13 protein-coding genes are annotated in these 14,073 nt (G+C 60.9%); 2 read left to right on the top strand and 11 right to left on the bottom strand.

The features are described from left to right. Positions 1–4 precede the first annotated feature (4 nt). Both rsmA and M0D69_RS09245 read left to right on the top strand, forming a co-directional pair. Positions 5–817, top strand: a complete 813-nt coding sequence (gene rsmA / locus M0D69_RS09250) for a 16S rRNA (adenine(1518)-N(6)/adenine(1519)-N(6))-dimethyltransferase RsmA (RefSeq protein WP_301781723.1) — start codon at positions 5–7, stop codon at positions 815–817. Between the two features lie 409 nt (positions 818–1,226). After that, entirely contained in the window at positions 1,227–2,237 is a 1,011-nt protein-coding gene (locus M0D69_RS09245; RefSeq protein WP_301781722.1) for a LysR family transcriptional regulator, read from the top strand. A 9-nt stretch (positions 2,238–2,246) separates the two neighbouring features. Here M0D69_RS09245 and M0D69_RS09240 read toward each other — a convergent pair whose 3' ends face one another. The 11 genes from M0D69_RS09240 to M0D69_RS09190 form a co-directional block, all read right to left on the bottom strand. Next, a complete protein-coding gene (locus M0D69_RS09240; RefSeq protein WP_301781721.1) occupies positions 2,247–3,182 on the bottom strand; it encodes a DMT family transporter in 936 nt (311 codons plus the stop codon). Between the two features lie 357 nt (positions 3,183–3,539). Then, a complete protein-coding gene (gloA, locus tag M0D69_RS09235) occupies positions 3,540–3,926 on the bottom strand; it encodes a lactoylglutathione lyase (protein WP_301781720.1) in 387 nt (128 codons plus the stop codon). A gap of 148 nt (positions 3,927–4,074) precedes the next feature. Next, the gene (locus M0D69_RS09230; RefSeq protein ID WP_301781719.1) at positions 4,075–5,055 is read right to left on the bottom strand and encodes a M48 family metallopeptidase; all 981 of its coding nucleotides are present in this window, start codon (positions 5,053–5,055) and stop codon (positions 4,075–4,077) included. A gap of 96 nt (positions 5,056–5,151) precedes the next feature. Continuing rightward, entirely contained in the window at positions 5,152–5,925 is a 774-nt protein-coding gene (locus M0D69_RS09225; protein ID WP_301781718.1) for a 1-acyl-sn-glycerol-3-phosphate acyltransferase, read from the bottom strand. Between the two features lie 48 nt (positions 5,926–5,973). After that, positions 5,974–6,537, bottom strand: a complete 564-nt coding sequence (gene gmhB, locus M0D69_RS09220) for a D-glycero-beta-D-manno-heptose 1,7-bisphosphate 7-phosphatase (protein WP_301781717.1) — start codon at positions 6,535–6,537, stop codon at positions 5,974–5,976. An 11-nt stretch (positions 6,538–6,548) separates the two neighbouring features. Beyond that, positions 6,549–8,648, bottom strand: a complete 2,100-nt coding sequence (gene glyS, locus M0D69_RS09215) for a glycine--tRNA ligase subunit beta (RefSeq protein WP_301781716.1) — start codon at positions 8,646–8,648, stop codon at positions 6,549–6,551. Positions 8,649–8,666: 18 nt separating this feature from the next. After that, a complete protein-coding gene (gene glyQ, locus M0D69_RS09210) occupies positions 8,667–9,674 on the bottom strand; it encodes a glycine--tRNA ligase subunit alpha (RefSeq protein WP_301781715.1) in 1,008 nt (335 codons plus the stop codon). A gap of 180 nt (positions 9,675–9,854) precedes the next feature. After that, the gene (locus M0D69_RS09205) at positions 9,855–10,352 is read right to left on the bottom strand and encodes a GNAT family N-acetyltransferase (RefSeq protein WP_301781714.1); all 498 of its coding nucleotides are present in this window, start codon (positions 10,350–10,352) and stop codon (positions 9,855–9,857) included. After that, positions 10,333–12,042 (bottom strand): apolipoprotein N-acyltransferase, encoded by a 1,710-nt coding sequence (gene lnt / locus M0D69_RS09200; protein WP_301781713.1) that lies wholly within the window; start codon positions 12,040–12,042, stop codon positions 10,333–10,335. The genes M0D69_RS09205 and lnt overlap by 20 nt, the downstream gene beginning before the upstream one ends. 215 nt (positions 12,043–12,257) lie before the next feature. Beyond that, positions 12,258–13,160, bottom strand: a complete 903-nt coding sequence (locus M0D69_RS09195) for an HlyC/CorC family transporter (protein WP_301781712.1) — start codon at positions 13,158–13,160, stop codon at positions 12,258–12,260. A gap of 235 nt (positions 13,161–13,395) precedes the next feature. Next, positions 13,396–14,073, bottom strand: coding sequence for a gamma-glutamylcyclotransferase (locus tag M0D69_RS09190; protein WP_301781711.1), 678 nt, complete (start codon positions 14,071–14,073; stop codon positions 13,396–13,398).

The following is a 14,073-nucleotide window of genomic DNA, read 5'->3' as shown; positions in this document are numbered from 1 at the left end:
TCCGATGTCCATCAAGCACCAGGGCCACTTCGCGCGCAAGCGCTTCGGGCAGAACTTCCTCGTCGATCAAGGCGTGATCGATTCGATCGTCGACACCATCGCGCCGAAACGCGGCGAACGCATGGTCGAAATCGGGCCGGGTCTCGCCGCGCTCACCGCGCCGCTGATTGAACGGCTCTCCACGCCCGAGTCGCCGCTGCATGCAGTCGAGCTGGACCGCGATCTGATCGGGCGGCTTGAGAAGCGCTTCGGCAATCTGCTGGCGCTGCATGCCGGTGATGCGCTCGCCTTCGACTTTGGTTCGCTCGCGCTGGAAGGTGAAAAACCGTCGCTGCGGATTGTCGGGAACCTGCCGTACAACATTTCCAGTCCGCTGCTGTTTCACCTGACCGCGTTCGCGCCGAAGGTCATCGATCAGCATTTCATGCTTCAGGACGAAGTGGTGGACCGCATGATCGCCGAGCCGGGCAATAAGGACTTTGGCCGGCTGACGGTGATGCTGCAGTATCGATATTCAATCGACAAACTGATCGACGTCCCGCCCGAATCGTTTAATCCGCCGCCGAAGGTGAACTCGGCCATCGTGCGGATGATTCCGTATGCGCCGCACGAGCTACCGGACGTGGATGACAAGGTGCTCGGCGAGGTCGTGCTTGCTGCGTTTTCGCAACGGCGCAAGATGATGCGCAATACGCTGGGCGTGTATCGCGATCGCGTGGATTTCGATGCGTTGGGATTCGACCTTTCGCGGCGTGCCGAGGAAGTGCCCGTGGCCGAGTTCGTGAAACTGGCGCAGGTGGTGAAGGCGGCGCAGTAGTCGTTTTCAAGGCCGCAGGCGGGTTTCGATGGCGCGCCGTCGGGCAAGCTAGGCGTGCGCCTGTCGCGCCAGGGTGGTTCTATCAGGCTCCTATCGCACCTGCTGCCGCACCCCTCATCTTTTCTATCTCTATATTCCGGGTTCGCTGACGCGAACCGCGCGACCTCTGCTCCGCTTCTCTGTTCTTTGTACTCCCATGCAGCTTCCGCATCCTCACGATGCAAGGAATGCACTGGAGTTAATCCCCTCGATAGTCTCAAATTGACGGTTCAAACGCGCAGCAGACCCTTATAAGGGCAGCCGATTCAACGGCAAGACGCGGGCGTATTGGAGACGGACAACGGCTTCTTTGATTCGTGGCGATACAGGCGAAGCCTGATCGTCGCATTACGACATCACGAGGAGACGTATGAGCAGGTCGGGACGACTGAGAAACAAGATTAAGCCGGGAAAATGGTGGAAGGTGAGTTGCGCGCTGCTGCCCGCCGCGTTGGCCTGCGAAACGAGCCGCGCGCAATCCAGCGTCACGCACTACGGCACTGCCGACGTGAGCGTGCGCTATCTGTCCAATGCCGACACACAGGGCAACGGCTGCTTCCTGGTGGACGAATTCGATATCAAGCTCTTCGACCGCGCGGCGCGCGGCGTAGCGACAACCGCCGCTGGCCGGATGCTGGTCGGGCGTGCCCGGCGCGTGCTGTTCGAAGCGCGCTGTCTTTTTCGCGACGTCGAGTTGATCCGATCGGACGCGTTGGGCGAGGTGAGGATCGGCCTGGGACCTTACGCGGCTGTCATCCTGTTTCCGGATTTCCCGATCGAATGCGCGCGGCAGTTTCCTGCCATCAAGGTATCCGTGCAAATAGCTGAAGCCAGTGTGCTGATGCAAAGCTTGCGCTCGGAGGGCGCGGATTTCGTGGTGGTGGATCGCCGTGAAACGCCGGTTGCGCCCGACGTCACCACACGCCGCCTGCTCAGTCACGACGGTGGCTGGTTCGTGCGCCCCGGTCATCCATTGCTCGCGCGTGCGCCGGTGCCGCTGGCGGCATTGCGCGAATTCCCGCTGGAGTCCGTGCCGCTGTCCGTGTTTATGGAAGACGCGTTGCGCCGGCTGCTGAAGTTTCGCGCGCACGAGGCCGTTCCCGTGCAGTTGGAACGTAACGATGTCGCCGTGCTGAAGGATGTGGTCGCGCGATCGGATGCCGTGATGTTCTGCACGGCTTTATCATTGCAACGAGATTCCGATGGCCAGCGCCTTGTGCGGGTGTCGATTGTTCACCCGCGCAAACTGGGACTCCGGTTCGCGCTTGTTTGTCTTGCGGATCGCACGCAATCCGCAGCGGCTGACGTGGCGCTTGCGCTTGCGGGGCAGATCATGAACGACGCCAGCCGCGCCGCGCAAGCGGCCGGGCGTGCCCGGTAGCCGGCCTTTTCAGGTGCGCCGACGTCCGGCGGGCGCATTGACCAGCGCGATACCCGTGACAACCAGCGCCGACGCAATCATGAAACGCGTGGTGAGCGTTTCGCCCAGCAGCACGACGCCGAACGCGACTCCAAAGATAGGTGTGAGAAACGAGAAAACCGATAGCCGCGACGCCATGTAGCGCGTGAGCAGCCAGAACCACGTGAGATAGCTCAGGAATGCGACCACGATCGCCTGATACGCGAGGCTTGCGACGGCAGTTACCGTGATTGCGTTCACATGCGTCTGGCCCATCGCAAAGGCAAGCGCGAGCAAAATGATTGCTGATACAGCAAGCTGATAGAGGAGCGTCTTGCTCGCGCTTGCACGAGCGAGCGGCGATGCGCGGATGACGACCGTTGTCGCCGCCCAGAACACGCCGCCGAGCACGCCGAGGGTATCGCCGGCGGTGCCTCGCCATGTTGATGCGCTGCCCGGGGCCGGGTGCAGGAAGCCATCGGCGAAAGCGAGTGCGATGCCACCGAACGCCAGCGCTATCCCCACCCATTGCACCCGCTTCAGTTTTTCTCCCGCGACGAACCAGTGCAGGCCGAGCGCCATGAAACACGGCGCGGTGTAGAGAAAGACGACCATGCGCGTGGCGCTGGTCAGGGCCAGTCCAAGGAAAATGCACACGAACTCGCCGCCGAACAGGACGCCGGCGAGCAGGCCGGACGCGAGGGTATCGTCACTGCGAAATAGCGCGACGCCGCGCGAGCGTGTCCATAGCCAGACGAGGACTGTCGCGATGGTTGAGCGGATGCCGGCTTGAAGCAGTGGCGGGAAGGAAGCGTTCGCGCCCTTTATTGCGACCTGCTGGAAACCCCACACGGCGCATAACGCGATCATCAGCAGGATGGCGGTAGCGTCGGGAGCGCGGCGCACGGGCAGGGCGGTGGTGCTCATGAGTTATTGTGGTTTAACCGATAGCGTGAGCGAGTCTCTGCCGCATTTTGCCATCGATGGCGTGAGGCTGTCATTCGTGCTTGCCTTGCATTGAGCCAGCGTTGCTCATGTTCGGCTCCCGGTGCGTATTAGCCTTCGATTGCTCCATTCGCAGTTTGCGGGCATGGTGCATTGCAGGAAGCTGCGAGGCACTGGTTACCATTCGTCATGGCCCGATCGTGCCAATGAGTGTCATCAATCTTATGAATTGAGGATATCTGATTAATTGAATTGATACCTGATGCGAACATAATGCGTCAATGCCAACAGAAAAAGAATGAGGCTCCCGAAGGAGCCTCAAACAGCGCTAGGCATGTCTCAAGAATGCTTCTCGATCAACTCGACCTTATACCCATCCGGATCTTCAACGAAGGCGATCACCGTCGTTCCGCCTTTCACCGGACCGGCTTCGCGCGAGACCTTGCCACCTGCCTCACGGATACGATCGCAAGCTGCCGCAGCGTTGTCCACTTCCAGCGCGATGTGCCCATAGGCCGAGCCCAGGTCGTACTTGTCGACGCCCCAGTTGTACGTCAATTCGAGTACGCTGTTTTCGCTTTCATCGCCGTAACCAACAAACGCGAGCGTGTACTTATACTCGGTGTTTTCGCTTTGACGCAGCACTTTCATGCCGAGAATGCGCGTGTAGAAATCGATGGATCGCTGCAAGTCGCCGACTCGCAGCATGGTGTGAAGAAGTCGCATGATGGGGTTCCTGTGGGGAATATCGATTGACCGGGCGGTCCGCTCTACCGCGTCTCAGTGAAAAACGTGCACGATGAAAACGGCCACATGCAAAATTGTACCGCCCGCGGCAACCGCTCGCAGAGCGCTGCTCTCCGCTTAAGAACCCTTAAAGCAACGGCAGCAATTCGGGCGGATGATGTTTGAGTGTATGCCGCGCTTCGCGAAAGTCCGGGAAAATCGATTCTACGGTGTGCCAGAAACGCGGGCTGTGATTCATCTCACAAAGATGCGCAAGTTCGTGAGCAACCACGTAATCAATGATCGGAACGGGGAAATGAATCAGCCGCCAGTTGAGGCGGATCTTGCCGTCGCTGGAACAACTCCCCCAGCGCGTAGCCGCAGACGACAACGCATACGCGCGGAACTCCACCCCGAGTTTGGCCGCGTACACCGGCAACCGCTCGCCGAAAACCTGCAAGGCCTGCGCGTGCAGCCAGCCTTGCACACGCTCGCGAATCTGCTGGACCTCGGGAAGCGTGGGAAGTCCGAGCCATAGCACGCCGGCGTCGGTATCGAAATGGGGGCGCGTCGCGCCCCTGCCGGTCGCGCCCGGCGCGGCACCGAGCATGACGCTGATGCTCTGCCCGAGATACGGAAGTTGCGCGCCATCCTTCCATTCAATCCGTGGGACCACGCGTTGTTCCACGCGCGTTTGCCATTCGTCGAGCTTCTTGAAGATCCACTTCTCTTTCTCGGCAATCGCACTTTCGATTGCCCCGATCGTCACCCAGCGCGGCGCGGTAATCGCGAGACCGGTGCCATCGATGGTGAAGCCGATCGTCCGGCGCGACGAACGTTTCAAACGGTAATCGAGCATCTGCGAACCGAGCATGAGCTGCCGGTTGCGCGTGCCCTCGGGTGCACGCAACGGCGGCGCGGGCGTGCTGGACGTCTCGGTTGTACCGACCGGCCCGATGTCGCCACGCAAGGTCGCGGGCATGGCGGCGGGTGTGGCAAGAACGGTAGGAACGGCAGGCAATGGCACCGCACTCGGCGGCCTTGGCTCACTGGGCAGGTTGAGCGGCAGGTCGAGTTGCGGGTTGTCGGGCGCGGCAGCGGGACGCTGTCGCGAGGGAGTCTTCTGCATCGGCTCAGCTTGGCGCACGCGGCGCAGGAATGACGGGAACAACGAAAGTAATGAAACTAACGATAGAAACAATCGAAACGATAACGACACTTGAGTCTACAAGCCGGTAGTCGCGCCGGGTGATTCGGTGGCGAAACGATCAGCGGGACCATACGAGTCCGGATCGATACGACGCATTTCCGCTTCGATCCATCGCTCCACGCGCAGGTTGACCTCTTCCGGCGTGAGGCCCGTCGTGTCGATCGGACGACCGATAGACATTGTGACTATACCCGCATATTTGAGAAACGATTTCCGCGGCCAGACATGCCCGGCATTGTGCGCGATCGGTACGACAGGCGCGCCGGTCTCAACGGCGAAACGCGCGCCGCCCGACTTGTACTTGCCTTGCTGGCCCACGCGCGTGCGTGTGCCTTCGGGGAACATGATGACCCATGCGCCTTCAGCCATGCGCTCGCGTCCTTGACGTGCCACCGATGCAAACGCGTCCTTGCCCTGACGCCTGTCGATATGAACCATCTTCAACATGCCCATGGTCCAACCAAAGAACGGCACGAACAGCAACTCGCGCTTGAACACATAGCAGAGCGGACGTGGCATCAACGCGGGGAACGCCAGCGTTTCCCACGCGGACTGGTGCTTGGACAACAGCACGGCGGGACCGTCGGGGAGGTTCTCCATGCCCTCGATCTTGTAGCGGATGCCGTTCAGGTAACGCATCACGACGACCGACGACTTGCACCAGAACGCGGCCATCCAATAGCGTTTCTCAGCGCTCATGAACGGAAACGCGATGAAGCATGCACACGCGTACGGCACCGTATACACCGCGAAATAAATCATCAGCAACAGCGAACGAATGAAGCGCATCGGCTTGAATAAGTCTTATGTGATGTGACGAGAAACCAGAGCGCCAGCTCAGTCGTGATGTGCGGCGAGGAAGTCGAGCGCGAAGGTGCGCAGGTCGGCGTGTACTTTTGTATTCGGCGGCAGATTGCCCCCTGCCAGCGTTTTCTGTCCCTTGCCCGTGAGCACCAGATGCGTTGCGAAGCCGAGCGCAGCACCGGCTTGCAGGTCGCGCAACGAGTCGCCGACCACCGGCGTGCCTTCAGGATCGATCTCGAAGCGCTCCACGATCTGCTGCAACATGCCGGGCTTCGGCTTGCGGCACTCGCACTCGTCTTCCTGCGTATGCGGACAGAAAAACACTGCATCGATACGGCCACCCACCGCAGCCGCCGCCCGGTTCATCTTTTCATGCATGGCGTTGAGCGCGGCCATGTCGAAGAGGCCGCGGCCGATACCCGATTGATTCGACGCAATCGCCACGCGATAGCCGGCCTGATTCAAACGCGCGATCGCCTCCAGACTGCCGGGTATGGCAACCCATTCATCGGGCGATTTGATGAACGCGTCGGAGTCGACGTTGATCACGCCGTCACGATCGAGGATCACCAGTTTTCTGTTTGCGTTGGTCGGCATGGTGTGGCGCATCAGGCGGCAAGCTTCGAAATGTCCGCGACGCAATTCATCTGCTGATGCAGTGCGCCGAGAAGAGCCAGGCGGTTGCTTCGCAGCGCCGCATCTTCGGCGTTCACCATCACGTCGTTGAAGAAGGTATCCACGGCATCGCGCAACGCGGACAACGCGGAGAGCGCTTCCGTGTAATTGCGTTCGGCCAGTTGTTTTTGCACGACTGGTGCGACTTGTTCGAGTTGAGCGTAAAGCGCCTTCTCGGCTGCTTCCTGAAGCAAGGCAGGCTGCACGCTGGACGGCACGCCTTCCGCCGACTTCTTCAGGATATTCGAGATGCGCTTGTTCGCCGCAGCAAGCGACGCAGCTTCGGGTAACGAAGCGAATTCGCGAACGGCGTCCAGACGCGCGACGATGTCGTCCAGACGCGTGGGGTTCAGGCTCAGCACCGCGTCGATTTCAACCGCGTTGAAACCGCGCTCGCGCAGCACGCCACGCAGACGGTCGATGAAAAACGCGTAGATGGCATCGGTTGAATCGGTGACTTGCGGCATGTCGGCGAATTGCTTTTGCGCCGTGCGCAGCAAGTCGAACAGGTCGATGGCAAGGCGCTTCTCCAACAAGATGCGCAGCACGCCAAGCGCGTGACGCCGCAACGCGAAAGGATCTTTCTCGCCAGTCGGCTGCAGACCGATGCCCCAGATGCCGACAAGCGTTTCCAGTTTGTCGGCCAAGGCAACGGCGCTGCTCACGCCGGTGGACGGGGTTTCATCGCCGGAAAAACGCGGCTGATAATGTTCCGAACACGCGAGCGCAACCTCTTCCGGCTCGCCGTCGTGGCGCGCGTAGTACGTGCCCATCGTGCCTTGCAATTCGGGGAATTCACCGACCATGTCGGTGAGCAGATCGGCCTTCGCGAGCAGCGCGGCGCGCTTCGTGACGGCCACGTCCACACCGATCATTGGCGCAATCTCGCCGGCCAGCGCTTCAAGCCGCTTGACGCGTTCCAATTGCGAACCGAGCTTGTTGTGATACACCACGTTCGCGAGCAGCGGCACGCGGTCGGCGAGGCGTTTCTTCTTGTCCTGCTCGAAGAAGAACTTGGCATCGGCGAGACGCGGACGGACCACGCGCTCGTTGCCTTCCACAATGTCGCCCGGCGTTTGTGTATCGAGGTTCGACACAATCAGGAAACGTGAACGCAACTTGCCATGCTCGTCAGTCAGCGCGAAATACTTCTGGTTCGTCTGCATGGTCAGGATCAGGCATTCCTGCGGCACTTGCAGGAACGATTCGTCGAAACGGCACTGATACACGACCGGCCATTCGACCAGCGCATTCACTTCGTCCAGCAAAGACTCAGGCATGACCACACGATCTTCACGCGCGAACGCCTCCAGCTGCGTGCGGATGGACTCGCGGCGGTCATCGAAATTCGCTACCACCTTGCCTTTCGAGCGCAGCGTTGCAGCGTAGTCGTCGGCGTGCGTGATCGCGACAATGCCTTCCGACATGAAGCGATGACCCAGCGTGGTGTCGCCGGAATCGATGCCGAGCGCGCTTACCGGCACAATATGGCGGCCATGCAACGCGATCAATCCATGCACCGGCCGCACGAACTGCACGCTGGTGCCGTCGGGCCGCTGATAGGTCATCACCTTCGGAATCGGCAACTTGCTGAGCGTTTCTTGCAGAGCGGTCTGCAAACCTTCGGCAAGCGTTGCGCCGGGCGCGGCGTAGCGCAGGAAAAACGCTTCGGCCTTGCCGTCCTGAGCGCGTTCGAGATCGGCTACGGGGAAGTCGGGGAAACCCAGCGCCGTGAGTTTCTTCGCGAGCGGCGCGGTGGGCTGGCCGTCTTTATCGAGTGCGACGGAAACGGGCAGCACTTTCTCGCGCACTTGCCGTTCCGGCGCGACCGCGCGCACGTTCTTGATGAGCACGGCGAGACGTCGCGGCGTGGCGTATTTTTCGAAACTCGCTTCGCCTTCAATCAGATCGCGCGCGGCAAGCCGCTGCACGATCCCTTCGGCAAACGAGATGCCCAGGCGCGCGAGCGCCTTCGGCGGAAGTTCTTCGGTCCGCAGCTCGACGAGCAGCGATGCAAGATTGGATTCGGTCATTGTTATGTCGTGCTCTGGTCAGGCCTGATCGATATTGCGCTCGACCTTCAGCGCCGGCGCCCACGCGGGCTTGGCGGCATCTTGTGCGTCGGTGGTAAGTCCGGCCGCGGCGTGCACGGGGTTTCCCAGCATCGGGAAACCGAGCGCCTCACGCGACTCGTAGTAGCCCTTCGCGACCGCACGCGACAAATCGCGAATCCGGCCGATATACGCCGCACGCTCCGTCACCGAAATGGCGCCGCGCGCATCCAGCAAGTTGAACGTGTGGCCGGCTTTCAGCACGAGTTCGTATGCGGGCAGCGAAAGCTTCGCGTCGATCATCTTCTTCGCTTCGGCTTCGTAGCTCTTGAAGAACGTGAACAGCAACTCGACGTTCGCGTGCTCGAAGTTGTAGGTGGATTGCTCGACTTCGTTCTGGTGATAAACGTCGCCATACGTCAGGCGTCGAAGTTCGCGGCCGTTCGGCGTGTCCTCTTCCCATTCGGTCCACACGAGGTCGTAGACGTTCTCCACTTTCTGCAGATACATGGCGAGCCGTTCGAGACCGTACGTGATCTCACCCAGCACCGGCTTGCAGTCGATACCGCCAACTTGCTGGAAGTACGTGAACTGCGTCACTTCCATGCCGTTCAGCCAGACTTCCCAGCCGAGACCCCACGCGCCGAGCGTTGGGTTTTCCCAGTCGTCTTCCACGAAACGCACGTCGTTCTGCTTCAGGTCAAAGCCGAGCGCTTCGAGCGAGCCGAGGTACAGGTCCAGGATGTTTTCAGGTGCGGGTTTCAGCACCACTTGGTACTGGTAGTAATGCTGCAGGCGGTTCGGGTTGTCGCCGTAACGGCCGTCCTTCGGACGCCGCGATGGTTGCACGTATGCCGCGCGCCACGGTTCCGGGCCAATGGCACGCAGGAACGTGTGCACGTGCGAGGTACCCGCGCCGACTTCCATGTCGATCGGTTGAAGGAGCGCGCAACCCTTGTTATCCCAATAGGATTGCAGCGTCAGGATGATTTGCTGAAAAGTGAGCATGAATGCCTTTGAAGCGTGCCTTCGAAGCTTGGCCGGGGTAACGGCGCGCCTTCGAAGCGGACCGGAAAAATACGCCGGCCGGAGGGCTAAAACGTTGAATTTTAGCGGGAATGAGGGGCTTGTGCGACTTTCCGGCGGTGAAGAGCGGGCTCATAGGCCGTTCGGCCGGCAAAACGGCTGTTATCCGCCGAGTCGTTTCGTCATGGGTACGCAATCCATCGTGAGGCCGCGCGGCGAGCGGTATTGCGCGATTTCCTCGCCTTCGAAACCGAGCGAGCGATAAAACGGCGCGGCGTTCAGCGTGGATTCGAGCCTGAGCTTCGGAAGCCCGTGCGAGCGCGCAAGTGCTTCCAGATAGCGGACCATCCCCGCACCGATGCCGCGTTTCATATACGCGGGATGGACAAAAATTGCATCGATTTTGCCGGTCGTGAGGTCGATCATGCCGGTGCCCACCACACGCTCGTCCACGGTTGCCACCAGGAAGCGCTCTTCGACGGCATCGGTGAATGCTCTCGATGCCACGCCGCCGGTCCATTGTTCGAGTTGATCCAGCGGATACGCGGCCGTGCATTCGCTCATCACGGCGGCGCGGCGAATGTCCCACGCGGTTTGCGCCTCCGCGCGCACCGCTTTGCGGATCGCGAACATGGCGGGTTTAGGGCTCTTTTCGACCATTGTTGTCAGGTTTGTTGCGGCCGTTTTTGCCCGGCGCGAACGCAAATGCAAACGCCAGCAGCAACAGCGACACCACGATCACCGTCATGTTGCCGCTCGTGACATACGGCGTGCGGCCGGACGTGCCCTGGACCGTGGCATCGAGAGTACCGACCGTGTAAACCGGCAACCGTGCTACCACCGCACCATTCGCCGCGATCACGGCTGTTGTGCCCGTGTTGGTCGAGCGCAGCATCGGACGTCCGGTTTCGATGGAACGCATGCGGGCCATTTGCAAATGCTGATCCAGCGCGATGGTGTCGCCGAACCACGCAAGATTCGTCGAGTTCACCAGAATGCCCGCAGGCGCTTCCTGTTCGCGAATCGTCCGCGCGATTTCTTCACCGAAAATGTCTTCGTAGCAGATATCGAGGGCAATCGGCTGGTTGTGCACGAAGAACGATTTCTGCACCGGCGGGCCGCGCCCGAGATCGCCGAGCGGAATGCCCATGAGCGCCACGAACCAGTGGAAACCCGTTGGCACGAATTCGCCGAATGGCACGAGATGATGCTTGTCGTAGCGATACACATCCCTCTGGTTCGGCGTGATGCCGAACAGGCTGTTGGTGTAATCGGTCGCGCGGCCCTCCGCGTTGAGCGTCACGCCGATAGCGCCGAACAGGATGGATGAGTTAGTGGAGTCGGAGAAATTGCGTAGCGCGAGCGCCAGGTCCGGAGGCACCTGGACGGCCAGGATCGGCAATGCAGTTTCCGGCGTGACGATGAGATCCGCAGGCTTCTCGGTGATCAGCTTTCTATACAACGCCAGAGACTGGTCCACGCCTGCCTGCTCGAACTTCATGTCCTGCTTCACGTTGCCTTGAAGCAGCCGGACGGTGAGCGGCGCGTTCGCCGGGATCGTCCATTCGACCAGCGACAGCAACATGCCGGACACAAGCACCACCGCCGCCACGATGAACGGCGCATAGCGCGAGCCCTTTGAGCTCTTGGCCGTTGCGCCACGCTTAAAGCTATAAAACCCCTGCACGAGCAAGGCCGCCACGAGCCCAAGCGCCCAGCCAACGCCATACACGCCTGCGACAGCGCCGAAGCCTGCCAGAGGGCCATCGACTTGAGCGTAGCCGCTCGCAAGCCACGGGAAGCCGGTGAACACCAGACCGCGCAGCCACTCTCCAAGCGCCCACGCGCTCGCGAATGCGAACGCGCCGTGCCAGGTCGGCACCAAACGCGGTTCATCGGCGGCCACGGCAGCGGAGGAACCATTGTCGTCATAACGCGCACGGCCCGCGCACAGCGACCACACGACACCGCTAAGCGCCGGATAGATCGCGAGGTACATCGAGAACAACACGACGGCCGCGGCCGCAAGCGGCGCAGCCATGCCGCCGAAGTCATGCATGCTGACATACAGCCACCACACGCCTGTCACGAAGTTGCCGAACCCAAATGCCCAGCCCGTCAACGCCGCGCCCCTCCAGCCATTGGTGCGCGTGAGCCACGCGAAGAACAGCGTGAAGATCACCAGTTCGACCCAGCCGCCATGCGGTGTGGGCGCGAACGAAAGCGTATTGGCCGCACCGAGGACGGCCGCGACAAGGTAATGCCAGAACGGCAAGGACTGGGCCGCGCCGGCGGCGGATGCCGGCTGGGAGCCGCGCCGGAAGGTGAAACGAGACGAAGAGTCGGCCATGGATTACGGGGTCGGCAGAAAGTGAGCAAATGACGAAGCGTGACCGGCGCTCGTCATTTCATGGATGGACGCGAGATGCCTGCGCAGCCGGTAGGCCATTGGCGGCTGACGAGTAGTGTGCACACGCTGTGTTATAGGCTTGGGGAGACACGGTCAGGTCGGCTCAGTGGCGTTCGAGCGCGTTGAAATGTACTCAATCACGTACTCGATCGTGTTCAATCGCGCTCGTCGTCGTTGTCGTGCGAATGGCCGTCGAGCGGGTTCGTGTTGGGCGCGCGCCGCACGCGCAACACGTGGATCTGGCGGGCGTCGCCGCGCAGAATCTCGAACACGAAGTCGTCGATGCGCACCTTCTCGCCACGATGCGGCACGCGTCCGAACCGGTGCGTGACCAGCCCGCCGATAGTGTCGACTTCGTCGTCGGAATAATGGGTGCCGAACTCTTCGTTGAACTGCTCGATGCCGGTCAGCGCGCGCACGCGATGGCGCCCGTCCGGCGTCGCAATGATGTTGCCGGCTTCTTCGTCGAAGTCGTATTCGTCTTCGATGTCGCCAACAATCTGTTCCAGCACGTCCTCAATCGTGATCAGTCCCGCCACGCCGCCGTATTCGTCCACAACGATGGCAATGTGATTCCGGTTCACGCGGAAATCGTGCAGCAACACGTTCAGGCGCTTCGATTCGGGGATGAAGACCGCCGGGCGCAACATGCCGCGGACGTCGAATTCTTCCTCGTGGTAATAGCGCAGCAAGTCTTTTGCAAGCAGCACGCCGATTACGTTGTCCCGATTACTTTCGTACACCGGATAACGCGAGTGCGCTTTTTCGAGCATGAACGGAATGAACTGCTCGGGCGTTTCGGCGATGTTGATTGCGTCCATCTGGGCACGCGGAATCATGATGTCGCGGGCGCAGAGTTCGGAAACCTGGAACACGCCTTCGATCATGGAGAGCGAATCCGCGTCGAGCAGATTGCGTTCGTGGGCGTCCTGAAGGACTTCCAGCAATTCGTCGCGCGATTCAGGCTCGTGCGAGATGAAATCGGTCAGGCGCTCGAGCAGCGTGCGCTTTTCCGGCGGTTTGTCGGTGTGTCGTCGACTGGGATAGGCGTCGTTCATAGTGGGGCGTGCGGAATGTTCCGAACGCTAAATTACGGAAAGTTAAGAATACACCAAGGAAATAACGCGCCAATTCAAGCTCGGCGCGAAGACGTTCAAATCGTGTGGAAACATCGTAACTGATAAATATGGGCCGAGTATGTCGAGCCGATGACGTTGGCCTATTGGCCAGAAATCGGACGTTCACCGCGCATTCAGATCAGTTTTATGCGCATTTTTAAAGCGCTCGTCATGCTCATTCCTGCGACGAATTTGCATCCCGGCAGCAGCGCTGCAACAACGCTTCAAGTTGCCGGTCCGGCATGCCGCATTCGCGCAGCGCCGTGACCGTGCGGCTGACGTAATCGAGCGTGGTGCCGTATCGGCCGGTCGCGCAGCCGAGCACGTGGCGCACCATCGGGTCGGCGAGCTTGCCGGTGTAGGTGGACGCCTCACGCCGCATCACGAAGGCCAGCGCCTCCACGCGGCGCCCGTCTATCAGCGTGCACGGCAGCCACGCCACGCGGTAAGAATTCATTGCCATTTCGCGCCGCCACAGCACCTCAAGGTGCGGCTCCGCGCCCTCGGCGGCGAGCCGGAACGCCATGCCCGAGCACGAACCGCCGCGATCCAGCGCCAGCACGAGGCCGGGCTGCTCCGGCGTGCCGCGATTCACGCGCGACCACAAATACAGTCCACGATGGTATCCATGCACCTTGCTGCGCACCGTTTCCACGGCGGTCAAGCCCGGGTTCCAGATCAGCGAGCCATAGCCGAACAGCCAGAGATCCGTCTTGCGATCCCACTGCGCCAGCGCTTTCTCACGCGATGCGGCGAGCTCTTCGTCAGTGAGAAGACGCGACTCCCCGAAAACGGGAGGGTAATGCTCGGGAATCTGCGCAGGCAGTTCGGAGGAGGACGGATTGTCAGTCAC

It is taken from the genome of Caballeronia sp. SEWSISQ10-4 2 (assembly GCF_030464885.1).
Taxonomy (GTDB): Bacteria; Pseudomonadota; Gammaproteobacteria; order Burkholderiales; family Burkholderiaceae; genus Caballeronia.
The sequence above is the reverse complement of the archived record's forward strand: the minus strand, read 5'-3'. Positions and strand labels throughout refer to the sequence as shown.

What these genes read in the sequence shown, in the direction of transcription:
- rsmA (WP_301781723.1), top strand. Translation starts at nt 5, where the DNA reads ATGTCCATCAAGCACCAGGGCCACTTCGCGCGCAAGCGCTTCGGGCAG.
- glyQ (WP_301781715.1), bottom strand. Translation starts at nt 9,674, where the DNA reads ATGCTCACTTTTCAGCAAATCATCCTGACGCTGCAATCCTATTGGGAT.
- glyS (WP_301781716.1), bottom strand. Translation starts at nt 8,648, where the DNA reads ATGACCGAATCCAATCTTGCATCGCTGCTCGTCGAGCTGCGGACCGAA.
- M0D69_RS09245 (WP_301781722.1), top strand. Translation starts at nt 1,227, where the DNA reads ATGAGCAGGTCGGGACGACTGAGAAACAAGATTAAGCCGGGAAAATGG.
- M0D69_RS09225 (WP_301781718.1), bottom strand. Translation starts at nt 5,925, where the DNA reads ATGCGCTTCATTCGTTCGCTGTTGCTGATGATTTATTTCGCGGTGTAT.
- M0D69_RS09230 (WP_301781719.1), bottom strand. Translation starts at nt 5,055, where the DNA reads ATGCAGAAGACTCCCTCGCGACAGCGTCCCGCTGCCGCGCCCGACAAC.
- lnt (WP_301781713.1), bottom strand. Translation starts at nt 12,042, where the DNA reads ATGGCCGACTCTTCGTCTCGTTTCACCTTCCGGCGCGGCTCCCAGCCG.
- M0D69_RS09195 (WP_301781712.1), bottom strand. Translation starts at nt 13,160, where the DNA reads ATGAACGACGCCTATCCCAGTCGACGACACACCGACAAACCGCCGGAA.
- gmhB (WP_301781717.1), bottom strand. Translation starts at nt 6,537, where the DNA reads ATGCCGACCAACGCAAACAGAAAACTGGTGATCCTCGATCGTGACGGC.
- gloA (WP_301781720.1), bottom strand. Translation starts at nt 3,926, where the DNA reads ATGCGACTTCTTCACACCATGCTGCGAGTCGGCGACTTGCAGCGATCC.
- M0D69_RS09240 (WP_301781721.1), bottom strand. Translation starts at nt 3,182, where the DNA reads ATGAGCACCACCGCCCTGCCCGTGCGCCGCGCTCCCGACGCTACCGCC.
- M0D69_RS09205 (WP_301781714.1), bottom strand. Translation starts at nt 10,352, where the DNA reads ATGGTCGAAAAGAGCCCTAAACCCGCCATGTTCGCGATCCGCAAAGCG.